This is a genomic window from Mycobacterium pseudoshottsii JCM 15466, from assembly GCF_003584745.1.
Classification (GTDB): domain Bacteria; phylum Actinomycetota; class Actinomycetes; order Mycobacteriales; family Mycobacteriaceae; genus Mycobacterium; species Mycobacterium marinum.
In genome coordinates, this window is sequence record NZ_AP018410.1 from 4507355 (window position 1) to 4530847 (window position 23493).

At 64.7% G+C, this 23493-nt stretch carries 20 protein-coding genes and 2 tRNA genes; 10 read left to right on the forward strand and 12 right to left on the reverse strand.

What is annotated here, in order from left to right; genetic code table 11:
- Nucleotides 1-481 precede the first annotated feature (481 nt).
- The 3 genes from MPSD_RS20340 (at nt 482) to MPSD_RS20350 (ending at nt 5237) form a co-directional block, all read left to right on the forward strand.
- Nucleotides 482-1732: an aminotransferase class I/II-fold pyridoxal phosphate-dependent enzyme gene (locus MPSD_RS20340; RefSeq protein WP_036426398.1), complete on the forward strand. Its 1251-nt coding sequence runs from the start codon at nt 482-484 to the stop codon at nt 1730-1732.
- Between the two features lie 218 nt (nt 1733-1950).
- Nucleotides 1951-2379, forward strand: coding sequence for an MmpS family transport accessory protein (locus MPSD_RS20345; RefSeq protein WP_012393537.1), 429 nt, complete (start codon nt 1951-1953; stop codon nt 2377-2379).
- A complete protein-coding gene (locus tag MPSD_RS20350; RefSeq protein ID WP_086084754.1) occupies nt 2376-5237 on the forward strand; it encodes an MMPL/RND family transporter in 2862 nt (953 codons plus the stop codon). The genes MPSD_RS20345 and MPSD_RS20350 overlap by 4 nt, the downstream gene beginning before the upstream one ends.
- A gap of 25 nt (nt 5238-5262) precedes the next feature.
- On the opposite strand, the gene MPSD_RS20355 is transcribed toward MPSD_RS20350, so the two are convergent.
- A complete protein-coding gene (locus MPSD_RS20355) occupies nt 5263-6228 on the reverse strand; it encodes an NAD(P)H-dependent flavin oxidoreductase (RefSeq protein ID WP_086084753.1) in 966 nt (321 codons plus the stop codon).
- 152 nt (nt 6229-6380) lie between these two features.
- Here MPSD_RS20355 and MPSD_RS20360 point away from each other — a divergent pair, with 152 nt between their 5' ends.
- Nucleotides 6381-6902: a pyridoxamine 5'-phosphate oxidase family protein gene (locus tag MPSD_RS20360; protein WP_011740027.1), complete on the forward strand. Its 522-nt coding sequence runs from the start codon at nt 6381-6383 to the stop codon at nt 6900-6902.
- A 16-nt stretch (nt 6903-6918) separates the two neighbouring features.
- Here the strand turns inward: MPSD_RS20360 and MPSD_RS20365 are convergent.
- The 4 genes from MPSD_RS20365 to MPSD_RS20380 all read right to left on the reverse strand — a co-directional run bounded on the left by MPSD_RS20365 (nt 6919) and on the right by MPSD_RS20380 (nt 9542).
- Nucleotides 6919-6991 (reverse strand) — tRNA-Glu (locus tag MPSD_RS20365).
- Between the two features lie 72 nt (nt 6992-7063).
- Nucleotides 7064-7135, reverse strand: a tRNA-Gln gene (locus tag MPSD_RS20370).
- 143 nt (nt 7136-7278) lie between these two features.
- Entirely contained in the window at nt 7279-8685 is a 1407-nt protein-coding gene (gltX, locus tag MPSD_RS20375) for a glutamate--tRNA ligase (RefSeq protein ID WP_020786502.1), read from the reverse strand.
- Between the two features lie 59 nt (nt 8686-8744).
- Nucleotides 8745-9542, reverse strand: coding sequence for a fumarylacetoacetate hydrolase family protein (locus tag MPSD_RS20380; RefSeq protein ID WP_020786501.1), 798 nt, complete (start codon nt 9540-9542; stop codon nt 8745-8747).
- Nucleotides 9543-9774: 232 nt separating this feature from the next.
- Between MPSD_RS20380 and MPSD_RS20390 the strand changes: the two genes are divergently transcribed.
- Together MPSD_RS20390 and MPSD_RS20395 are read left to right on the forward strand one after the other, a co-directional pair.
- Nucleotides 9775-10977, forward strand: a complete 1203-nt coding sequence (locus tag MPSD_RS20390; protein ID WP_420811950.1) for an ISAs1-like element IS2404/ISMul1 family transposase — start codon at nt 9775-9777, stop codon at nt 10975-10977.
- 161 nt (nt 10978-11138) lie between these two features.
- Nucleotides 11139-12413 carry an MFS transporter gene (locus tag MPSD_RS20395; RefSeq protein WP_134427185.1) on the forward strand — a complete coding sequence of 425 codons (1275 nt, stop codon included), beginning with the start codon at nt 11139-11141 and terminating at the stop codon, nt 12411-12413.
- Here the strand turns inward: MPSD_RS20395 and MPSD_RS20400 are convergent.
- Entirely contained in the window at nt 12313-13332 is a 1020-nt protein-coding gene (locus MPSD_RS20400; RefSeq protein WP_015355127.1) for a 3-isopropylmalate dehydrogenase, read from the reverse strand. The genes MPSD_RS20395 and MPSD_RS20400 overlap by 101 nt on opposite strands.
- A gap of 55 nt (nt 13333-13387) precedes the next feature.
- Entirely contained in the window at nt 13388-14974 is a 1587-nt protein-coding gene (gene serA, locus MPSD_RS20405; RefSeq protein WP_086085635.1) for a phosphoglycerate dehydrogenase, read from the reverse strand.
- A gap of 30 nt (nt 14975-15004) precedes the next feature.
- Between serA and MPSD_RS20410 the strand changes: the two genes are divergently transcribed.
- Both MPSD_RS20410 and wrbA read left to right on the forward strand, forming a co-directional pair.
- The gene (locus MPSD_RS20410; RefSeq protein WP_086085634.1) at nt 15005-16435 is read left to right on the forward strand and encodes a phytoene desaturase family protein; all 1431 of its coding nucleotides are present in this window, start codon (nt 15005-15007) and stop codon (nt 16433-16435) included.
- On the forward strand, nt 16432-17034 hold the full coding sequence (wrbA, locus tag MPSD_RS20415; protein WP_015355124.1) for an NAD(P)H:quinone oxidoreductase: 603 nt from the start codon (nt 16432-16434) through the stop codon (nt 17032-17034). Before MPSD_RS20410 ends, wrbA begins: the two co-directional genes overlap by 4 nt.
- Before the next feature lie 86 nt (nt 17035-17120).
- Here the strand turns inward: wrbA and ilvC are convergent, their stop codons facing one another.
- From ilvC to MPSD_RS30300, 4 genes are all read right to left on the reverse strand, one after another.
- Nucleotides 17121-18122: a ketol-acid reductoisomerase gene (gene ilvC, locus MPSD_RS20420; RefSeq protein WP_036427193.1), complete on the reverse strand. Its 1002-nt coding sequence runs from the start codon at nt 18120-18122 to the stop codon at nt 17121-17123.
- A 72-nt stretch (nt 18123-18194) separates the two neighbouring features.
- On the reverse strand, nt 18195-18704 hold the full coding sequence (gene ilvN, locus MPSD_RS20425; RefSeq protein WP_011740020.1) for an acetolactate synthase small subunit: 510 nt from the start codon (nt 18702-18704) through the stop codon (nt 18195-18197).
- Nucleotides 18704-20560, reverse strand: a complete 1857-nt coding sequence (locus MPSD_RS20430) for an acetolactate synthase large subunit (protein ID WP_012393526.1) — start codon at nt 20558-20560, stop codon at nt 18704-18706. The genes ilvN and MPSD_RS20430 overlap by 1 nt, the downstream gene beginning before the upstream one ends.
- Before the next feature lie 143 nt (nt 20561-20703).
- Nucleotides 20704-20835, reverse strand: a complete 132-nt coding sequence (locus MPSD_RS30300) for a hypothetical protein (RefSeq protein ID WP_011740018.1) — start codon at nt 20833-20835, stop codon at nt 20704-20706.
- Nucleotides 20836-20906: 71 nt separating this feature from the next.
- On the opposite strand from MPSD_RS30300, the gene MPSD_RS20435 reads away from it, so the two are divergent.
- Complete coding sequence (locus MPSD_RS20435) at nt 20907-21266, forward strand: PH domain-containing protein (RefSeq protein ID WP_369797349.1); 360 nt, start codon at nt 20907-20909, stop codon at nt 21264-21266.
- Between the two features lie 8 nt (nt 21267-21274).
- Here the strand turns inward: MPSD_RS20435 and MPSD_RS20440 are convergent, their stop codons facing one another.
- Nucleotides 21275-22123 carry a DoxX family protein gene (locus tag MPSD_RS20440; protein WP_012393523.1) on the reverse strand — a complete coding sequence of 283 codons (849 nt, stop codon included), beginning with the start codon at nt 22121-22123 and terminating at the stop codon, nt 21275-21277.
- A 230-nt stretch (nt 22124-22353) separates the two neighbouring features.
- Between MPSD_RS20440 and MPSD_RS20445 the strand changes: the two genes are divergently transcribed.
- Nucleotides 22354-23475: a PQQ-dependent sugar dehydrogenase gene (locus MPSD_RS20445; protein WP_012393522.1), complete on the forward strand. Its 1122-nt coding sequence runs from the start codon at nt 22354-22356 to the stop codon at nt 23473-23475.
- Nucleotides 23476-23493 lie beyond the last annotated feature (18 nt).

The following is a 23493-nucleotide window of genomic DNA, read 5'->3' on the forward strand; positions in this document are numbered from 1 at the left end:
GTCGAGGCCTGGTGGCGATCGCCGCGCCCCTGCCTGCGGCAATCGATTCATTCCCGAAACGCCGCAGCCCCGGGCGCGCTAGGTTATTGTCGTTACCGTAATCCTGTCTGTAACCGGAACCACACGGCCGCGCTCGCCGACCGTTCGCACATTAGGTCAGGACCAATCAGATGCGCTCGATCCTCGTAGCGGCGATCCAGGATGCGGCGCCGTCTGCGCCGGAGTGCCGGCGCTGCAACGACGCTCGGGTGCGCACAATTTTGCCGAATCCGCGCTTTGGCGAAACGCGAGCGGCTTACCGGCCACGCTCACCTGACGCGGCACGGCTTGGGCGGTGAGCAATCCCCGACCGCCTCGGGCCGCAACCACCAAGCACTACCCGGCTCCACCGTCGGCAACCTGATCCGTTACCGCCGGGCACTAAGCCGCTGTCTCGTCGACATCCTCGTAGCTCGCAGAGCCAACCAATCATGGGGGAACCATGGATCTATTCGCCAAACTTGTCGCAGATCAGGATCCGCTGTTTCAACTTTCACGTGCCATCCACGGGATAGCGACATTTCCCAAGTTAGGCGGAGCCGCCGGCACGCGAATGACGTGGCGCGACGATGAATACATCATCTGGAACCTCAACAACTACCTTGGGCTGGCCGATCATCCCGAAGTCCGGGCGGCCGATGCCGAGTTCGCAGGCCGCTACGGACTGGCGACTCCCATGGGCTCGAGAATGATGTCCGGCGAAACCGACGATCTCGAGCTACTCGAGAGCGAACTGGCCGACTATGCGCAAAAGCCGGCAGCACTGGTCCTCAACTATGGCTATCAAGGCATGATCTCGCTGATTGACTCCCTGACCACCGAGGTGGACTGGATCGTGTCGGATGCGGAAAACCATGCCTGCATCATCGATGGGATTCGATTGCACCGTAAACGCGGTGAACGGACCCGAATGTTCGCCCACAACGACATTGACCAACTCGAGACACACCTGGCCGAAATCAACCGGGTGCGGGGCCCCGACTCCGGGGTGTTGGTGGTCACAGAGGGAGTCTTCGGAATGTCCGGCGATCAGGGCGCATTGCGCGAAATCGCGGCACTCAAGCAGCAGTACGACTTCCGGTTGCTCGTTGACGACGCACATGGATTCGGCGTTCTCGGCCCCAACGGCGGCGGCACCGGGGAACAACAGGGCGTCCAGGACGATATCGACCTCTATTTCGGCACCTTCACCAAGGCCGCCGCGGGCGCCGGAGCATTCGTCGCATCACAGGCCGATGTCATTTGGAAGCTTCGCTACACGATGCGGTCCCAGATCTTCTCCCGTGGCTTGCCCTGGCCGATCGTCGCGGGTAACCGGGTGCGTTTGGGGTTGCTGCGGCGTAGCGACGACCTGCGCCGACGAGCGCACGCGGTGGCCGGCAAACTTCAGGCCTCGCTGACCGAAGAAGGTCTCAACATCGGGAAAGCGAACTCTCTCATCACGCCGGTGTACCTGCCGATGGACCCGCTGTCGGCTCTCGCATTCTTGACCGAATTGCGCCATAAGCACGGAATATTCTGCTCAGCGGTGACCTATCCGGTGGTACCGCCCGGGATCGTTCAACTGCGCTTGATCTCAACCGCGGGCCACGACATCGCTGATGTCGAGCCGACGGTAAAAGCCATCGCGGCCGTCTACAAGGAATTGACCGGAAACCGGACCATCCCGCAGCTCGATAATGCGCCCACCTGAGCGATGTCGCCTTCGGGCACCGCGACCCGATGACGCCCTCTCGGCGGCGGACCCGCCCCAGCGCGTAGTTTCACCCGCTTTGTTCCCAGGATTCGGGCGCGAGCCGGTCCGATGAAATGCAAGAATTTACCCGCCTCGCGGCGCAATCACGGTGCCCTCATGGTCACGATGGGTTCGTCGCATAACGCGACGACCGGGCGATACCGAACGGGGGTTCAATGGTCAGCCTTTTTAGGCGGATGTGGGTGCCGATCGTGATGATCCTCGTCGCAATTGTCGGGGCATCGGTGGTAATGCGCTTGCATGGCGTCTTCGGCTCACATCGATATGTGCCGGATGCGGGCAACTCCGACGCCATTGTCGCGTTCAACCCGAAGTACGTTCGCTACGAGGTTTTTGGCCCTCCGGGAACGGTCGTCACGGTCAATTACCTCGATGCCCAGGCCGAACCACACGAAGTCGCCAACGCCGCGATCCCGTGGTCGTTGACCATCGTGACCACACTGACCTCGGTGGTTGCCCACCTCGTGGCGCAGGGCAACAGCGCGACCCTGAGCTGTCGCATCACCGTCAACGGCGTGGTCCGCGCCGAGCGCACGGCCGATGCCCACGATGCCGCGACTAGCTGCCTAGTGAAATCTGCGTGACGCCGGCACACAGCGCGGGGCGCCCCTTTATCGCCCGGACTATCCAAAAGTTTTCGCTACCGGTCATTTTGCTCTGGATCGCGCTCACCGTCGGCGCCAACCTGCTGGCACCACAACTAGAAGAGGTCGCCAAAGAGCATTCGGTGTCGTTGAGCCCCAGTGATGTTCCGTCACTGATCGCGATGCGGCGCATCGGCAAAGACTTTCAGCAGTTCGACTCCGACAACACCACGATGATCGTGCTGGAGAGCAATGCCAAACTCGGCGACGAAGCCCACCGCTACTACGACGCACTAATTGCCAAGCTGTCGCAGGACAAGACGAACATCCAACACATCGACAATTTCTGGGGCGACAGGCTCACGGCCGCGGGTTCGCAAAGCGTCGACGGCAAGGCCGCCTATGTGCAGCTGTACCTCACCGGTGGCCTGGGCAGTGCCAGAGCCAACGATTCCGTTGCCGCAGTTGCGCGGATCCTCGACGATGTGCCGCCGCCGCCCGGAATCAAGGCCTACCTGACCGGCCCCGGTGCACTCGGCGCCGATCAAGACACGTCCGGCAACAGCAGTCTGCAACGGTTGACCGCGGTCACGATTGCGGTGATCACCATCGTGCTGTTGATCGCCTATCGATCGATTACGGCCGTTGTGGTGATGCTGCTCACAGTCGGGATCGAGCTGCTTGCGGCACGCGGCGTGATCGCTGCGCTGGCCGCCAACGACCTGATTGGCCTATCGACCTTCGCCATCAATGTCTTGACGGCACTGACGATCGCGGCGTCGACGGACTACATCATCTTTCTGGTCGGCCGCTACCAAGAGGCCCGGATGGCCGGCCGGGACCGAGAGCTCGCGTACTACACCATGTTCCGCGGGACAAGTCACGTCGTCTTGGGATCCGGGCTGACCGTCGCCGGAGCGATGTACTGCCTGAACTTCACCAGGCTCCCCTACTTCCAAACCCTCGGGTCACCATGCTCGATCGGTCTGCTGGCGGTGATCCTGGCCTCATTGACCCTGGCGCCGGCAGTCATCGCCCTAACAACCAAATTCGGCGTATTCGAACCCAAACGCGCCACCACAACCCGGCGTTGGCGTCGCATCGGCACCATCGTGGTGCGCTGGCCGGGCCCGGTCCTGGTCGCCGCGGCACTGATCTCGCTGATCGGACTGCTCGCCCTGCCCAAGTACCAAACCAACTACAACGAGCGCCATTACATCCCGGCCGGCGCCCCCTCCAACATCGGCTACCGCGCATCGGACCGCCACTTCCCCCCGGCCCGCATGGAACCCGAAGTGCTGATGATCGAGGCGAACCACGATCTGCGCAATCCCACCGACATGATGCTGCTGGACCGGATCGCCAAAGGCGTGTTCCACCTTCCCGGCATCGCACGTGTCCAAGGCATCACCAGGCTACTGGGCTCACCGCTCGACCACAGCTCGATCCCGTTTCAGCTCAACATGCAAAACGCCATGACCATCGAGAACATGGGTTACCTCAAAGCCCGCGTCGCCGACATGTACACCATGATCGATGAGCTGCAACACATGATCGATATCGCGGCGCGCCAACAAGAACTGACCCAACAGCTCAACGACGCCAGCCACGACATGCTCACCCACAACAAGCAGATGCAGGCCAACACCGATCAACTGCGTGATCAGATCGCCGAATTCGACGACCTGTGGCGACCCATCAGAAGCTACTTCTACTGGGAACGCCACTGTTCGGACATCCCGATCTGTTGGTCACTGCGGTCCCTGTTCGACGCGATCGACGGCGTCGACAAGCTCAGCGAAGACGTCGGCACGCTCACCGACGACCTCGATCGCATCGACGAACTCCAACCCAAACTGCTCGCCCTGCTGTCCCCGATGATCGCCACCATGCAAACCGTGAAGAGCCTCACCCAAACCACGGCCAGCACCTTCTCGGCACTGATCACCCAAATGGACGACATGACCCGCAACGCCACCGCCATGGGGCAGGCCCTCGACGCCTCCAAGAACGACGACTCCTTCTATCTGCCGCCGGAAGCCTTCGACAATCCCGACTTTCAACGGGGTCTGACCCTGTTCCTATCCCCCGACGGCACCGCGGCCCGGTTCATCATCACCCACAAGGGCGATCCCGCCACCGCCGAGGGAATCGCCCACATCGACCCGATCCTGCTGGCCGCGAGCGAGGCGGTGAAAGGAGCCCCACTGGCAGCCGCCAACATCTACCTGGCCGGCACCGCGGCCACCTACAAGGACATCAGCGAGGGCAGCACCTATGACCTACTGATCGCGGTGGTGGCCACCCTGTGTCTGATCTTCGTGGTCATGCTGGCCATCACCAGAAGCGTTGTGGCCTCCGCGGTCATCGTCGGCACGGTGGCACTCTCGCTGGGCGCCGCCTTTGGACTCTCGGTCCTGTTGTGGCAGCACATCTTGCACATGCCGCTGCCCTGGCTGGTGCTGCCCATGGCCGTGATCGTCATGCTGGCCGTCGGATCGGACTACAACCTGCTGCTGGTCGCCCGATTCCAGGAAGAGATCGGCGCCGGCCTCAAGACCGGCATGATCCGAGCCATGGCCAGCACCGGCCGCGTCGTCACCATCGCCGGACTGGTGTTTGCCTTCACGATGGGCTTCATGCTCACCAGCGACCTGCGCGTGGTCGGCCAGGTCGGCACCACCATCATGATCGGACTGTTGTTCGACACCCTGGTTGTCCGCTCTTTCATGATGCCCGCCATCGCGGCCCTGCTCGGCCGCTGGTTCTGGTGGCCGCGCCGGGTACCCACGCACGCCGCTTCGCCGCCGGCCGTTACGGCCAGTCCCGGTGCGGCCGCGACGTCTGTGCTGGCTTGACGTCGAACGTGCCCGCCGCCGGCGGCTAACCCGACCGGTTCAGTATCCGGATGGCATCGCAGACCATCTCGGACACGATGTCAGCGGCGGGGCCAACTCTCGAGATCAGACCTACCGCCTCGCCAACCAGCACCGTGGCCATCTCGAAGTCCTCTGCCGCGACCGCGTTTTCGAAGGCGCCCAGCAGGTCCGGCAGTCGCCGTATCAGTTCGGATTCGTTGCCATGCCATGCCTGGATCAACGAGTTGCTGAGCAACCGAAGATCGTATTCCGCCGGCCAACCCCGCTGCCGCACAATGTCGTAGACGCGGGTACGGATGGTGTCGTCCCCGCTGGCCTCCACCGCCCGCTGGTGGGCTCGCGGCGATACCAGCGCCTCTGGGCAAGCCCAGAATCTGGTACCCACCAGGGCGCCGTCTGCGCCCAGCGCCAGCGCTGCTGCCAGCCCGCGGCCATCGGCGATCCCCCCGGCCGCCACGACCAGCGTTTCGGCCGAGCGTTGGGCAACCAGGTCCACCACGTCGGGAACCAGCGTGAAAGTGGAGCGCACACTCATTCCGTGTCCACCTGACTCGCTGCCCTGGGCCACGATGATGTCCGGACCGACTTCCAGCACACGCAGCGCCTGCTCGCGGGTATGTATTTGGCAGATCAGCGGAATGCCGGCATCGTGGATGGGGCCGGCGAAGTTGTGTGGATCACCGAACGACAACATGATCGCCGCCGGGTTCGCGGCCAGGATCAGGTCGAGCAGCTCGGGATTGCGGGCGAGGCTCCAGGTAATGAACCCACATCCGACCCGTTGCCCCTGCGCCTGCTCCAACTGGCGCTGCAGCCACTCGGCCTCGCCATAGCCTCCACCGATCAGGCCCAGGCCACCCGCGGCGGTCACCGCCGCAGCGAGCCGGCCCCCCGACGTCATTGCCATCGGTGCCAGCAGGATCGGGTGTTGGACTCCGAGGAATTCTGTGAGACGGGTATTCAGCGACACCGCTAGCCCCCTTCAGAGAATTGTTGAGCTGCTGTTTCGGCTTTCTACCATGGCCCGCGGCCGGGGCGGTCACCGAAGTTCGCGGCACCGCGGTCGCTGCTGGCAGGCCGTCCGCCGGTAGGGATTGAGCCCGTGCCTGCCACACTGACCGAATGGGAACAAAGCAGCGCGCAGACATCGTCATGTCCGAGGCTGAAATCGCCAACTTCGTCACCACCAGTCGCACCGGCACACTGGCCACGATCGGGCCGAACGGCCAGCCCCACCTGACCGCGATGTGGTACGCCGTGGTCGACGGTGAGATCTGGCTGGAGACCAAGGCCAAGTCACAAAAGGCCGTCAATCTCAAACGGGATCCGCGGGTGAGCTTCCTGCTCGAAGACGGCAATACCTATGACACGTTGCGCGGGGTTTCCTTCGAGGGTGTCGCCGAGATAATCGACGATCCCGAGGCGCTGCACCGGGTGGGGGTCAGCGTGTGGGAACGCTACACCGGGCCCTACACCGACGACGTGAAGCCCATGGTCGACCAGATGATGAACAAACGCGTCGGCGTTCGGATCCTCAGCCACCGAACCCGATCCTGGGACCACCGCAAGCTCGGGCTGCCGCCCATGCCGGTCGGAGGCAGCACCGCGCCGGCTGTGCTGGGTACCGGTCGGACCGACCGGTAACGCACTTGTTCTGTTGTAGCCCCGATGGGATTCGAACCCACGCTACCGCCGTGAGAGGGCGGCGTCCTAGGCCGCTAGACGACGGGGCCAGAACCAATCCGAGCAGTCAGCATAGCTCACCCGGATAAGCCCACCTAATCGCTTGCATTGGTGGGCTTTTGCTGGGGTACCAGGACTCGAACCTAGAATGGCTGAACCAGAATCAGCTGTGTTGCCAATTACACCATACCCCATTTTGGCCTAAAACAGCTGGTCAGAGCGGATCTGCGAGATTTACCCGCATCGCGACCCCACTACTGCCAACCATTGTCGGCCGACGTGCACACTACCAAAGACTCAGCCGGTATTGCGCATGGCGCCTTCGATTCTCGTCACACTAGGGCGAACCGACCTGATCGCGCGCCGATCGGAGCCTGCCCAAACTACGTTCGCGGCCGAGCAGTTCCAGTGATTCAAACAGCGGCGGACTAACCGTGGTGCCGGTGGCGGCAACCCGGATCGGGCCGAACGCCTTGCGCGGTTTGAGGGCCATACCCTCGATCAACGCGGTCTTGAGGGCCGCCTCGATGTCGGCAGTGGTCCAGTCGGCCGCACCGTCAAGCGCCGCGATAGCGGCGTCTAGCACTGGGCCGGCGTCGGGCCCCAGCTCCTTGGCCGCGGCTTTGGGGTCGATCGCGTACCGGTCGTCATTGAGGAACTTCAGCAATGCCCACGCATCCTCGAGTACCACGATGCGGGTCTGCACCAACTCCGCGGCGACGGCGAACGCCGCGTCGTCCAGCGCGAGCTGATGGCCGTGGGTATCCAGGTACGCGCGCAATCTGGCGGTGAAATCCGCGACGTCGAGCATCCGGATGTGCTCGGCATTGATCGCGTCAGCCTTCTTCTGATCGAAGCGCGCCGGGTTGGAATTCACGTCGGCCACATCGAACGCGGCCACCATCTCATCCAGGCTGAACAGATCGTGGTCATCGGCGATGGCCCAGCCGAGCAGCGCAAGGTAGTTGAGCAAGCCTTCGGGAATGAAGCCCCGGTCGCGGTGGGCAAACAGATTGGACTGCGGGTCCCGCTTGGAGAGCTTTTTGGTCCCCTCCCCCAATACCGTTGGCAAGTGCGCGAATTCCGGAACGCGCTCGGCAATCCCGATGCGCATCAGCGCCTGGTATAGCGCGATCTGGCGCGGCGTGGACGGCAGCAGGTCCTCGCCGCGCAGCACGTGGGTGATCTTCATTAGCGCGTCGTCGCAGGGGTTGACCAAGGTGTACAACGGATCTCCGGTTGCCCGGGTCAACGCGAAGTCGGGCACCGAGCCCGCCGCGAAGGTGGTCGGCCCACGCACCAGGTCATGCAAAGCCAGATCGGTGTCGGGCATCCGCAGCCGCACCACTGGCTTACGGCCTTCGGCCAGGTAGGCCGCGCGCTGGGAATCGGTCAGCTGACGGTCGAAGTTGTCGTAACCCAACTTGGGGTTGCGGCCGGCGGCGATGTGGCGGGCTTCGACCTCCTCGGGCGTCGAGAAGGCGTAATAGGCCTCACCCGCCGTCAACAGCTTGGCCACTACGTCGTGATAGATCTCGGTGCGCTGCGACTGCCGATAGGGCCCGTAGGGCCCGTCCACCTCGGGCCCCTCATCCCAGTCCAAGCCCAGCCAGCGCAACGCGTCGAGCAGGGCGAGATAGCTTTCCTCACTATCGCGTGCGGCGTCGGTGTCCTCGATGCGAAAAACAAAGGTGCCACCGGCGTGCCGGGCATAGGCCCAGTTGAACAGCGCGGTGCGAACCATTCCAACATGAGGGATACCGGTGGGCGACGGGCAGAATCGGACCCGGACGCTGGATGAAGTCACGACTTTCCTTTACGGACTACGGGGTTGGTCAGGGTGCAGATCCCCTCGATGGTGATGGAGACGGTGTCACCGTCTTCGATGGGACCGACCCCCGCGGGTGTTCCGGTGAGGATGAGATCACCGGGCAGCAATGTCATTACCGCCGAGATCCACTCCACGATGGCACCCACATCGTGGATCATCAGCGAGGTACGCGCGTGCTGCTTGACCGCACCATTGACTTCGGTGCGCAGTTCGAGGTCGGCAGGGTCGACATCGGTAACGATCCATGGCCCGACCGGACAGAATGTGTCATGGCCTTTGGCCCGGGTCCATTGCCCGTCGGATTTCTGCTGATCGCGGGCGGACACGTCATTGCCGATGGTGTAGCCGAGGATGTTGTCGACCGCCTGCGCGGCCGAGACGTCCTTACACGGCCGGCCGATCACAATCGCCAGTTCGCCTTCGAAGTGGACTGGTGATGCCTTGGCGGGCAACCGAATCGGCACGTTCGGACCGACGATCGCCGTGTTGGGCTTGAGGAATATCACCGGATCCGCCGGCGTCGGACCGGTTTGGCCGCCCATCTCCGCGATGTGATCGGTGTAGTTCTTGCCGACACAGACCACCTTGCTGGCAAGTATCGGGGCCAGCAGCCGCACATCGGCCAACGGCCACGAGCGGCCGGTGAAGTTCGGCGTCCCGAAAGGGTGCTCCGCGATCTCCCGGGCGGTCATCGCACCCGGATTGTCTAACTCGCCTTCGATGCTGGCGAAGGCGACCCCGTCAGGGCTGGCAATACGTCCAAGGCGCATTCGGATGAGCCTAGCGGGGCGACGATTCGGGCTGGCACGGCCCGATGAGAAGCCCCGCAATCCCACCCAGCGGGCCTGGGCGCGCTGCGCAGGGCTCCGGCGTTGTTGATTAGCAGGCTTGTGAGCTGGGTTGATGATCTTTGGTGCCGCGCTATTGGGGCCGGAGTGTAGGCACGGGCTATCTGGAGAACGATCGAGTTGGTTACTGTTCGTCGTTGGTCTGGAGTTGCCCGTGCCTACCGTTTCAGTATTGCGTGTGTCGTCGGTTCCAGAGGTGTTCGACCGCTGGAGTCCTGGTGAGCGCAGCGAGCTCATCGGATCGGAGTTTCTCGATGTGTTGGCCTCGGTGCCAGACTCGAGGGGCCCACGCGGTCGGAGGTATTCGCTGATGGCTTTGTTGGCGATCGCGGTTCTGGCCACTGCCGCGGGGATGCGCGGCTATGCTGGTTTTGCCACATGGGCGGCCACCGCTCCCGATGATGTGTTGGCCCAATTAGGGGTCCGGTTCCGGCGGCCCAGTGAGAAGACCTTCCGCGCTGTTTTGTCTCGGCTAGACCCCGCCGACCTCAACGCCAGGATGGGCAGTTACTTCACTGCACACGTGGCCAGCAGCGACCCCAGTGGATTGGTGCCGATCGCGTTGGACGGCAAGATGCTGCGTGGTGCTTTACGCGCCAAAGCGACAGCCACGCATCTCGTGTCGGTGTTCGCCCACCGTGCCCGATTGGTGCTCGGTCAACTCGCTGTCGCCGAGAAAAGCAATGAAATTCCCTGCGTACGCGCCCTGCTCACGCTGCTGCCGGGTAGCTTGCGGTGGCTGGTCACCGTGGATGCGATGCATACCCAGGTCGTCACCGCGAAGTTGATCTGCGCCACCTTGAAGTCGCACTACCTGATGATCGTCAAGTCCAACCAAGCCAAAATACTTGCGCGTATCACCGCGCTGCCCTGGGCCGAGGTGCCCACAGCCGCTACCGACGACTCCCGCGGCCACGGCCGTGTCGAGACCCGCACCCCGCAAATCATCACCGCTGCACGAGGAATCGGCTTCCCCTACGCAAAACAAATCATCCGGATCACTCGTGAACGCTTGATCACCGCCACCGACCAGCGCAGCGTGGAGGTGGTCTATGCCATCTGCAGCCTGCCGTTCGAGCACGCCCGCCCTACCGCGATCATGACCTGGATGCGTCAACACTGGGGAATCGAGAACAGCCTGCACTGGATACGCGACGTCACCTTCGACGAAGACCGTCAAAGGGCACATACCGGAAACGGCGCACAGGTCCTAGCAGCGCTACGCAACACCGCGATCAATCTGCACCGCCTCAACGGCGCCGACAACATCGCCGAAGCCTGCCGGATCACCGCTTTGACCGCCAACCGCCGCCTAGACCTCCTCAATCCACAATTCCCCAGCTCACAAGCCTGCTAATCAACAACGCCGGAGCCCTGGCGCGCTGCGGCCCGGCGATCTTACTGGAAAGCGATTCGATGGCGCCCTGCGCCGAGTCCGCCGATCCCGCTGCGCCACCCGACAGCGCAGAGGTGTGCAAGCATTAGCTAGTGCCTGATGAGTCGAGCGCCACACAGGAACTGAGTCTTTCCGCGCGGTGGTGGATTGTGATCGTCTCGCTGATCGTCACAGCAAGCTCATTTCTATTCATCAACGGTGTCGCCTTCCTGATCCCCCGGTTGGAAAACGCGCGCGACACCCCGCTGGCCGAGGCGGGTCTGCTGGCGTCCATGCCCAGCTGGGGCATGGTGGTAACGCTGGTCGCCTGGGGCTATGTGTTGGACCACGTCGGCGAGCAGATCGTGATGACCGTGGGCTCGGCGCTCACCGCGATCGCCGCCTATGCCGCGGCATCGGTGGATTCGCTGTTGTTGATGGGCATCTATCTGTTCCTCGGCGGCATGGCGGCCGCCAGCTGTAACAGCGCCGGCGGCCGGTTGGTGTCCGGCTGGTTTCCGCCCCATCAACGTGGGTTGGCGATGGGTATCCGTCAGACGGCGCAACCCCTGGGAATCGCCCTAGGTGCGCTGGTGATCCCCGAGCTGGCCGAACACAGCATTCACAACGCGTTGATGTTTCCCGCTGCCTTTTGCACGATCGCCGCGGTAGCCAGCCTGGTCGGCGTGGTCGACCCGCCCCGCAAGTCCCGCAAGGTGGCCAGCAAGGAAGAACTTGCCAGCCCGTATCGGGGTTCGGCGGTGTTGTGGCGAATTCATGCGTCCTCGGCGCTGCTGATGATGCCCCAGACCGTGACCGTCACGTTCATGCTGGTTTGGCTGATGAATCATCACGGCTGGCCGGTTGCCACTGCCGGAATCCTGGTGACCGTCTCGCAGCTGCTGGGCGCGCTGGGCCGCATCGCGGTAGGCCGCTGGTCCGACCGCGTGGGTTCGCGGATGCGACCGGTGCGCGTCATCGCGATCGCGTCGGCTGCCGCCCTGTTCCTGCTCGCGCTCGTCGACGACGAGGGCTCCCGGTATGACGTCCTACTGATGATCACGATCACGGTGATCGCAGTGCTCGACAATGGGCTGCAGGCAACCGCGATCACGGAATACGCCGGGCCGTACTGGAGCGGACGCGCATTGGGCGTTCAAAACACCACTCAGCGCCTGATGGCGGCCGCCGGGCCTCCCATCTTCGGTGCGCTGATCACCACGGCTGCCTACCCACTGGCCTGGGGACTGTGCGGGTTGTTCCCGCTGGCAGCGATACCGCTGGTTCCCACCCGGCTACGTCCGCCCGGGTTGGAGCCTAGAGAGCGGCCGCAATCCGCTCGCCGACTGCGGCGGTGGCAAGCCGTTCGTTCCCGCGAGTTGCCAAGTAACCCTCGACCGCCCGATCCACCCGGCTAGCCGCGTCGTCCAGGCCCAGGTGGGCAAGCAGCAGCGACACCGACATGATGGCCGCGGTCGGATCGGCGATGCCCTGACCGGCGATATCGGGCGCACTTCCGTGCACCGGCTCGAACATCGACGGGTTGGTCCGGGTCGCATCGATGTTTCCGCTGGCGGCCAGGCCGATTCCACCGCACACGGCCGCCGCCAGGTCGGTGATGATGTCGCCGAACAAGTTGTCGGTGACGATCACGTCAAAGCGGCCGGGATCGGTAACCATGTGGATGGTCGCCGCATCGACGTGCTGGTAGGCCAACTCGACATCGGGATACTCTTCGCCGATCTCCTGCACGGTCCGCCACCACAGCGAGCCCGCAAAGGTCAGCACGTTGTTCTTGTGCACCAGGGTCAGGTGCTTGCGCCGCCGCATGGCTCGTTCGAAGGCGTCCCGCACCACTCTGCGCACCCCGAACGCGGTGTTCACGCTGACCTCGGTGGCAACCTCATTGGCCGTGCCGACCCGGATCGCGCCGCCGTTTCCGGTGTAAGGGCCTTCCGTTCCCTCACGCACCACCACGAAGTCGATCTCGGGATTGCCCGGCTCCAACGCCAACGGGCTCTTCACTCCCGGATACAGCCGACCCGGACGAAGATTGATGTGGTGGTCCAGCTCGAATCGAAGCCGTAGTAGCAGACCCCGCTCGAGCACGCCGCTGGGCACCGACGGGTCACCGATCGCGCCCAACAAGATGGCATCGTGCTCGCGTAACTCCGCGATCACCGAATCCGGCAATATCTCGCCGGTGGCATGAAAACGCCGTGCACCCAGGTCATAGTTCGTCTTCTCGACACCCGGCTGGACCACGTCGAGGATCTTGACCGCTTGGGCCACCACCTCGGGACCGATCCCGTCACCGGCAACGATCGCTAATTTCATCGGTATCGCTCTCCTGCCCCCACGTCGTTTCGCTGCACGCCGTCACCGCCGCGGCTCACGAGAGATCGACAACTTCAAGCCTGTTGGCGCCCACCGCGGCGGCGATGGCCGAACGCACGTCCTCAGGCACATCCTGGTCCAGGCGCAGCAGAACGGTGGCGCCCGGGCCCTCCACGTCCTCGGAGAGCTGCGCGGCATGGATGTTCACCCCGGCCGCACCCAGCAGCGTGCCGATCTTGCCCAAAGCCCCCGGCTGGTCGACGTAGTTGACGATCAGGTTGGCCCCCTCGGCCCGCAGGTCGAAGTGCCGGCCGTTGATCTGAACGATCTTGTGGGTCAACTGCGCGCCGTACAACGTGCCCGAGACGCTCACCACCGAGCCGTCCGCCCCGACGACACGCACGTCGACGACGCTGCGGTGGTTGGGGCTCTCGGAGGCCTTGCTGATCTCGACGGAAACACCGCGTTCGGCGGCCAGCGCCGGCGCATTGACGAAGGTCACCGGGTCTTCGACGACCGCCGAGAACAGACCGCGCAGTGCCGACAGCTTGAGCACCTCGACGTCTTCAGACGCCAGCTCGCCACGGGCCTGAACCGACAGCGACACCGGTGGTTCATCGGACAGCGCGGCGGCCAGTACCCCGAGTTTGCAGGCCAGATCCAGCCACGGGGCCACCTCCTCGTTGACCGCACCACCGGCGATGTTCACCGCGTCGGGAACGAACTCACCGGCCAGCGCCAGCTTCACGCTGGCGGCGACGTCGGTTCCGGCCCGGTCCTGGGCCTCGGCGGTGGAGGCCCCCAAATGCGGTGTGACCACGACCTGCGGTAGCTCGAACAGCGGGCTGTCGGTGCACGGTTCGGTGGCGAACACGTCGAGCCCGGCCCCACGGACGTGGCCGCTGGTGATGGCCTCCGCCAGCGCTGACTCGTCGATCAGTCCGCCGCGTGCGGCGTTGACGATGATGACGCCGGGCTTGGTCTTGGCCAGCGCCTCCTTGCCGAGCAGGCCGGCCGTCTCGGGCGTCTTGGGCAGGTGCACCGAGATGAAGTCGGCACGGGCCAGCAGGTCGTCCAGGGGCAGCAGCTCAATGCCCAGCTGAGCCGCGCGCGCGGGCGACACGTAGGGGTCGTAGGCGACCACATGGGCACCGAACGCCTCGACCCGCTGTGCGACCAACTGCCCGATCCGGCCCAGACCCACCACCCCGACGGTCTTGCCGAAGATCTCCGCACCGGAAAACGATGACCGCTTCCAGGTGTGCTCGCGCAATGAGGCGTCGGCGGCCGGGATCTGGCGAGCGGCGGCCAGCAGCAGCGCCATCGCATGCTCGGCGGCGCTGTGAATGTTGGAGGTGGGAGCGTTGACCACCAGCACACCGCGCGTGGTAGCCGCATCCACGTCGACGTTATCCAGCCCCACGCCGGCGCGCGCGACGATCTTGAGTTTGGTCGCCGCGGCAAGTACCTCGGCGTCGACCGTGGTGGCCGAACGCACCAACAACGCGTCGGCCTCGGGCACCGCGGCCAGCAGCTTTTCCCGGTCAGGACCGTCCACCCAGCGCACCTCGACCTGGTCTCCCAGGGCAGCGACTGTTGATTGAGCAAGTTTGTCGGCTATTAACACAACAGGGAGGTTCACGCGGCCAGCGTAGTCGGCTGTAATCATGGGGTGGACGTCACCGTCGTCGGCAGCGGGCCCAACGGGTTGACCGCAGCGGTGATCTGTGCTCGTGCAGGTCTAAGAGTGCAGGTCATAGAGGTCCAACAGACCTTCGGTGGCGGCTCCCGCACGGCAGCTGACTTCGAATTTCCCGGAGTCCTGCACGACGTGTGCTCAGCGGTGCACCCACTGGCGCTGGCGTCGCCGTTTTTTGTCGAGTTCGATCTGGCCGCCCGGGGCGTGCGGCTGGCCGTGCCGCACATCTCCTATGCCAACCCGCTGCCGGACCGCCCAGCGGCGATCGCCTACCGCGATCTGCGGCAAACCTGCGCCGAACTCGAGCATGGCCCATCCTGGGAGCGCTTGCTGGGCCCGCTCGTAGAGAACTGCGACGCCGCGGTCGATTTGCTACTCGGCGACAAGCGGTCGGTACCCACCGCGCTGCGCCCCGCCATGCATCTGGGTCTACGCGTGCTGGCGCAGGGCACCCCAGCATGGCGCGGACTCGCTGGCGAAGATGCCCGCGCATTGTTCACCGGCGTTGCTGCCCACGCTATTTCGCCGCTGCCTTCGCTGGTGTCGGCCGGCGCGGGGCTGATGCTGGCCACCCTGGCCCATAGGGTCGGCTGGCCCATCCCGATCGGCGGCAGCCAGGTGATTGCCGACGCGCTGATCGCCGATCTGCGCGCGCACGGCGGCGAGCTGACCGCCGGGATCGAGGTGACCGAACCGCCCCAGGGCGTCGCCGTCTTCGACACCGCACCCACGGCATTGCTGCAAGTGTATCGGGACACGATCCCCAACCGGTACGCGACCGCATTGCGCCGGTACCGATTTGGATCCGGGGTAGCCAAGGTCGACTTCGTGCTCAACGGCGACATCCCGTGGTCGGATGACCGGATCGCGACGGCCCCGACATTTCACCTCGGCGGTACCCGCGAACAGATGGCGCACGCCGAAGCAGAAATCGCCGCCGGGCGCCACGCCGATTGGCCGATGGTGCTGGCGTCCTCGCCCCACACGTCCGATCCCGGCCGCGTCGACGACGGCGGCCACCGGCCATTTTGGACCTACGCCCATGTGCCGGCGGGGTCTTCCGTCGATGCCACCGAGGCGGTGTGTCGTGTCGTCGAACGGTTCGCGCCCGGCTTCCGTGACGTCGTGGTGGCGGCTCGCAGCGTGCCCGCGGCCGCGATGGCCGCGCACAACGCCAACTACGTGGGCGGCGACATCGCAGTGGGGGCAAACTCCGTCTGGCGAGCGATGGCTGGCCCCACCCCGCGGCTAAATCCTTGGCGCACGCCGATTCCGAAGGTGTACCTGTGTTCGGCCGCAACCCCACCCGGCGCCGGGGTCCATGGCATGGCCGGCTACTACTGTGCGCGCACGCTCTTGCGTCGCGAGTTTGGGATTGCCGAAATGCCTAAGCTATCGCTATGACAAAACTCGCGGTCATTTACTACTCGGCCACCGGCCACGGGACAACGATGGCGCGGCACGTCGCCGCCGCGGCCGAGTCCGCCGGCGCCGAGGTACGGGTGCGACACGTCGCCGAAACCCGCGACCCCGATTCATTCGCCCACAATCCCGCGTGGTCAGCCAACTACGAAGCGACCAAAGACCTTCCGGCTGCCACCGGAGACGACATCGTGTGGGCCGACGCGGTCATTTTCGGTTCACCCACCCGTTTCGGATCGGTCGCGGCACAGCTGCGCGAGTTCCTCGACTCACTCGGCGGGCTGTGGGCCGAAGGCAAGCTGGCCGACAAGATTTACGCGGCCTACACCTCAACCAACACCGCCCACGGCGGTCAAGAGACCACCCTGCTCACGTTGTATGTCACGCTGATGCATTTCGGGGGCATCATCGTGGCGCCGGGGTACACCGACGCGCTCAAGTTCGTCGACGGCAATCCCTACGGAGCGAGCCTGGTGGCCACCCACGACAACATCAACGACATCGACGAGCCGACCGCCAACGCTTTGGACCACCTGGCGCGCCGCGTGGTGCACACCGCCGATCGGCTCGCCTCCGGCTAAGCCCGATCGCCGAGCGTCACGCCAGGGTGACGGTCGACGCCGAGCGCCACGCTGGTGTGACGCTCGGCGCCGTGAGCCGCAAAGGGCTAGGCCGTCTCGGTGATCGGGCGGTCCACCCAGCTCATCAGGTCGCGCAGCTTCTTACCGGTGACCTCGATCGGGTGCTCGGCGTTCTCCTTGCGCAGCGCCTCGAGTTGCTTGTTGCCGCCCTCGACGTTGGCGACCAGCTTCTTGACGAAGTCGCCGCTCTGGATGTCGCGCAAGATGGCGCACATCCGCTCCTTGGTGCCCGCGTCGATCACGCGCGGACCGGACAGGTAGCCACCGAACTCCGCGGTGTCCGACACCGAGTAGTTCATCCGGGCGATGCCGCCCTCGTACATCAGGTCGACGATCAGCTTGAGCTCGTGCAGCACCTCGAAGTAGGCCATCTCCGGCGGGTAGCCCGCCTCGACCATCACGTCGAAACCGGTCTTCACCAGTTCCTCTGTGCCACCGCACAACACGGCCTGTTCGCCGAACAGGTCGGTCTCGGTCTCGTCTTTGAAGGTGGTCTTGATGACGCCGGCCCGAGTGCCGCCGATCGCCTTGGCATAGGACAACGCCAGCGCCTCACCCTTGCCGGTCGGGTCCTGGTCGACCGCGATCAGACACGGCACGCCCTTGCCGTCGACGAACTGACGGCGCACCAGGTGGCCGGGCCCCTTCGGGGCCACCATGGCCACGGTGACGTCGGCCGGCGGCTTGATCAGGCCGAAGTGGACGTTGAGGCCGTGACCGAAGAACAAGGCGTCACCGGGCTTGAGGTTGGGCTCGATGTCGTTGGCAAAGATCTCGGCCTGGGCGGTGTCGGGTGCCAGCACCATGATGACGTCGGCCCACTCGGCCACCTTGGCCGGCGTATCGACCTCGATGCCCTGCTCCTCGACCTTGGCCCGCGACTTCGAGCCCTCTTTGAGCCCGACCCGCACCTGGACACCCGAGTCGCGCAGACTCAGCGAGTGCGCATGTCCCTGGCTGCCGTAGCCGATCACACCGACCTTGCGGCCCTGGATGATCGAAAGGTCGGCGTCATCGTCGTAGAACATCTCCAATGCCTGGGATGACACGTCTGCCACGTGAATATCTCCTTCTTACTTGTCTTTTCGAAACGTACGAATTTACTTGGCGGCGGTGCCGATGCCGCGCGGACCGCGGGACAACGCCACCATTCCGGACTGGGCGATTTCGCGGATGCCGAACGGCTCCAGTACTCGAAGCAACGCTTCCAGCTTGCCGCGGTCGCCAGTGGCCTCGATGGTCAGCGATTCCGGCGATACGTCAATGATCTTGCCACGGAACAGATTTACCGCTTCAATCACCTGACTGCGGGTGCCCGCATCCGCCCGAACCTTGATCAGCGCCAGTTCCCGGGCCACCGAGTGGTCGTCATCCTGCTCGATGATCTTGATGACGTTGATCAACTTGTTGAGCTGCTTGGTGATCTGCTCGAGCGGAGTCGCCTCGGCGGAGACCACGATGGTCATCCGCGACATGTCCTTCTGCTCGGTAGCACCCACAGCCAACGACTCGATGTTGAAACCACGCCGCGAGAACAGCGCCGCGACGCGCGCCAACACACCGGGCTTGTCTTCGACCAGCACCGACAAGGTGTGAGTCTTCGTGCTCATCAGGCGTGCCCTTCGCTCTCGTCGTCGAACAGCGGGCGGATGCCGCGGGCCGCCTGGATCTCGTCGTTGCTGGTTCCGGCGGCAACCATCGGCCAGACCTGCGCATCGGCACCGACGATGAAGTCGATGACCACTGGCCGGTCACTGATCTCCCTGGCCTGGTTGATCACGTCGGCGACATCTTCTTCTCGCTCGCAACGCAATCCCACACAGCCCAGGGCCTCGGCCAGCTTGACGAAGTCTGGGATGCGGTGTGAGTGGGTGGCGAGGTCGGTTTGTGAGTAGCGCTCCTCGTAGAACAGATTCTGCCACTGCCGCACCATGCCCAGGTTGCCGTTGTTGATCAGTGCGACCTTGATCGGGATGCCCTCGATCGCGCAGGTGGCCAGTTCCTGATTGGTCATCTGGAAGCATCCGTCGCCGTCGATCGCCCAGACCTCGGTGTCGGGCAGCGCGATCTTGGCACCCATGGCCGCCGGGATGGCGAAGCCCATCGTGCCCAGCCCGCCGGAGTTGAGCCAGGTGCGCGGCTTCTCGTACTTGATGAACTGTGCCGCCCACATCTGGTGCTGCCCGACTCCGGCGACATAGATGGCGTCGGGGCCGGCGATCTCGCCCAGCTTCTCGATCACGTATTCCGGGCCCAGGCTGCCGTCACTTTGAGGTCCGTAGCTCAGCGGATACGTCGCCCGCACACCCTCCAGGTACGCCAGCCATTCGGACATCTCGATGTTGCCCGGAATGTCGTAGTGGCGCAGCATCGCGATCAGCTCGGTGATAACGGCCTGAACGTCACCCACGATCGGAACATCGGCGTTGCGGTTCTTGCCGATCTCGGCAGGGTCGATGTCGGCGTGGATCACCTTGGCCTCGGGGGCGAAGGAGTCGAGCTTTCCGGTGACCCGGTCGTCGAAGCGGGTGCCCAGGGCGATCAGCAGGTCGCTGCGCTGCAGGGCCGCCACCGCGGCCACCGTGCCGTGCATGCCCGGCATGCCCATGTTCTGGCGGTGGCTGTCAGGAAACGCGCCACGCGCCATCAGGGTGGTGACCACCGGAATGCCGGTCAGTTCGGCCAACTCGGCCAGCTGCTCGGTCGCCTCGCCACGAATGACGCCGCCGCCCACGTACAGCACGGGCTTGCGCGCGGCCCCGATCAGCTTGGCGGCCTCACGGATCTGCCGGTTGTGCGGCTTGGTGTTCGGCTTGTAACCCGGCAGATCCATCTGCGGCGGCCAGCTGAACGTGCACTGGGCCTGCAACACGTCCTTGGGGATGTCGACCAGCACGGCGCCGGGGCGCCCCGAGGCCGCGATGTGGAAGGCCTCGGCCAGCACCCGAGGGATGTCGTCACCGGTGCGAACCAAGAAGTTGTGCTTGGTGATCGGCATCGTGATGCCAGAGATGTCGGCTTCCTGGAAGGCGTCGGTGCCGATCAACCCGCGGCCAACCTGACCGGTGATGGCGACCACCGGGATCGAGTCCATCTGGGCGTCGGCCAGCGGAGTCACCAGGTTCGTCGCGCCCGGGCCCGAGGTCGCCATGCACACCCCGACCTTGCCGGTGGCATGCGCGTAGCCGCTGGCCGCGTGACCGGCGCCCTGTTCGTGACGGACCAGCACGTGACGTAGCTTCTGCGAGTCGAACAGCGGGTCATACACCGGCAGGACGGCACCGCCGGGAATCCCGAAGATGATCTCGACGTCGAGTTCTTCCAGCGACCGGATGACCGACTGGGCGCCGGTAAGCTGCTCCGGTGCAACATGTTTCGAGTGAACCGGCGAAGAGTTCACGCCAGCTGCCACGCCGCGCGGCTGCGGCTCTGATGTCGGGGAGTGTCGCTTGGTCGGTGCGCTCACTGTCCTTCTAGTCCTTTGTCCCGCTTCGCTGTCGAAGTCTCGTTGGTTAGGCAACAAAAAACCCCCGTCAGCTCACCTGCTGCACGAGGGTTGCGCGTTGGTGCTCGATTGACCTAGTCAGGCAACAACGCGCCGACCAAGTACTACAAGCTTTCCGGGGGTTCCGGCGGTATCCATAGCGTCTGACGGTAGCCTTCGCACAGCTCAACCGTCAAATCCGAGGCCTCGAGCTGGTGCTCACCGTCGGCTTCGGCGCCGGTCCGCACCGGCGCCACCGCCCCGACATGGCCAGACGGACCCGATTGCGCGGCGATGGAATGATACGAGGGTGACTACTCAAACGGCGGTGGTGATCAGGGTGTCGCCCATTGCGCACCTTGCGGTTGGCTTTGCGACGCTGGGTCTGCTGATACCGGTGCTGGCCTGGCCGCCAAGCGCTCCGCTGCTCCTTCTCCCGGTGCTGGTTTCGGCGCTGATCATCCGGCTGCGGACGGTCGCCGACGAGAACGGGGTGACCGCGCGGACATTGCTGGGCAGTACCACCGTGGCCTGGGATGACATCGAAGGTTTGCGGTTTAACCGCGATTCCTGGGCGCGGGCCCAACTCAGAAATGGCGGTGAACTGCGGTTGCCCGCGGTCACCTTCGCGACTCTGCCGCAGCTGACCGAAGCCAGCTCAGGGCGCGTCCCCAATCCGTACCGGTGAGACCGGGCTCAGGCGACTGGATTCACCCCGTTGAGCAACACCCATATCGCGATACCGGCGGCGATGCCCGTTAGCAGGGCGACGAAGGACCCGATGAACGGCCGGTGCGCCCAGCCGCGGCCCGCGTCGAGGCCATAGCGGCCGGGACCGCTCAGGATGACGGCGACGGCCATCACAACCAGGGTGATCTGGTACTCATGGCCGTCGGGCAGGAAGTAGGAGAACTGTGAATGCGGCCGCGCCGAAACGTTGGCGAGCGTGCCGTTGATCAGGAAGGCCAGTGCGCCCGCCCCGGCCAGCGGCGTGAACAGGCCCAGAACCAGCAGCACTCCCACGACGATCTCGCCGCCGGCGCCTACGTAGGCCAGGATGTCGGCATGCTGAAAGCCCACATCTGAGAGCGAGTTCTTGAACGCGGTCACCCCGGAGCCGCCCCACCAGCCGAACAACTTCTGCAATCCATGCGCGATCAGCACCGCCCCCAGCCCAACCCGCAGGATCAGAAGGCCGAAGTTTTGGGTCCCGCGCCGGCTGGCGGCGCGTATCCGCTCGTCGTCCTCGTCCATGTCCAGAGCTGCGGGCGTCGCCGGGATGTGGCGCGCGCCCGGCTGGGGCTGGACGTAGGGCAACGGTTCCTGCGCGTCCATCAGGTTGTATCCCGAAGGCACAGCTCCGGAGTTGGTCGGGTCGTATGGCGGGATGACGGTGGTGGTTCCGGCGCTGCCAAAGTCACTCGAGTACTTCGCAGGGGTCAAGTCGTCTTCGGGGTCGACCAGGCTCGCCGTGACGGGGCGTCCCGGGATCGGTCCAGGGGAATCGTCCGGTCGTTGCCAACGTGAGTCATTCGAACTGGTCACTCGTGCCAGGGTAAGGGCAACTAGACCTGAATTGGGGATTTGAGCGGCGCTTTCGCCTGTTAAATCCGCACTTCGTACCAGACGGGTCCGCCGGTACCCTCAAATCGGCCCTCAGCCGAGGGACCGCGGTCATCCAAACCAGTGCGGTGGGCCTGCGAGCACAACCGCCTCGACGACGCACGGTGGCGGCCGGTGGCGGCGCCGCAGACAATGTCCGTAGCCTGTCGGTCATGCGGATACGGCGGTCGATTCGGTACGCGCTCGCTGCGTTGTGCGCGGTGACGTTGGTATCGAGCGGCTGCGCGCGGTTCAACGACGCCCAATCCCAGCCGTTCACCACCAACCCCGAACTGCGGCCTCAGCCGAGTTCGACGCCTCCTCCCCCGCCGCCGCTGCCTCCGACACCATTCCCCAAGGAATGCCCGGCCCCCGGAGTGATGCAGGGCTGCCTGGACAGCACCAGCGGCTTGATCATGGGCTTGGACAGCAAGTCCGCACTGGTGGCCGAGCGCACCACCGGCGCCGTCAAGGAGGTGTCGGTCAGCGCAGAACCGAAGGTGAAGGTGGTCATCCCGGTCGACCCGGCCGGCGATGGCGGCTTGATGGATATCGTGCTCTCGCCGACCTATTCGCAGGACCGGTTGATGTACGCCTACATCAGCACGCCCACCGATAACCGGGTGATCCGCATCGCCGACGGCGATGTCCCCAAGGACATCCTGACCGGTATCCCCAAGGGCCCCACCGGCAATACCGGCGCGTTGATCTTCACCAGCCCCACCACGCTGGTCGTCATGACCGGAGACGCGGGTAGCCCAGAGATGGCCGCCGATCCCAATTCGCTGGCGGGCAAGGTGCTGCGGATCGAGCAGCCCACCACGATCGGGCAAGCCCCGCCCACCACGGCGCTGGCCGGCGTCGGCTCGGGGGGCGGCATGTGCATCGACCCCGTCGACGGCTCGCTCTACATCGCCGATCGCACGCCGACCGCGGATCGGTTGCAGCGCATTACCAAGAACTCAGAGGTTTCCACGGTGTGGACCTGGCCGGACAAACCCGGCGTGGCCGGGTGCGCGGCGATGGACGGGACCGTGCTGGTCAACCTGATTGAAACCAAGCTGACGGTGGCGGTCCGGCTCGCGGCGTCGACCGGGGCGGTCACCGGTGAGCCGGATGTGGTGCGCAAAGACACGCACGCACATGCCTGGGCATTGCGCATGTCACCGGACGGCAACGTCTGGGGCGCCACGGTCAACAGGACCGCCGGCGATGCCGAGAAGCTTGATGACGTGGTGTTTCCGCTGTTCCCGCAGGGCGGCGGATTCCCCCGCAACAACGACGACAAGACCTGACGATCGGGCCCCTACTAG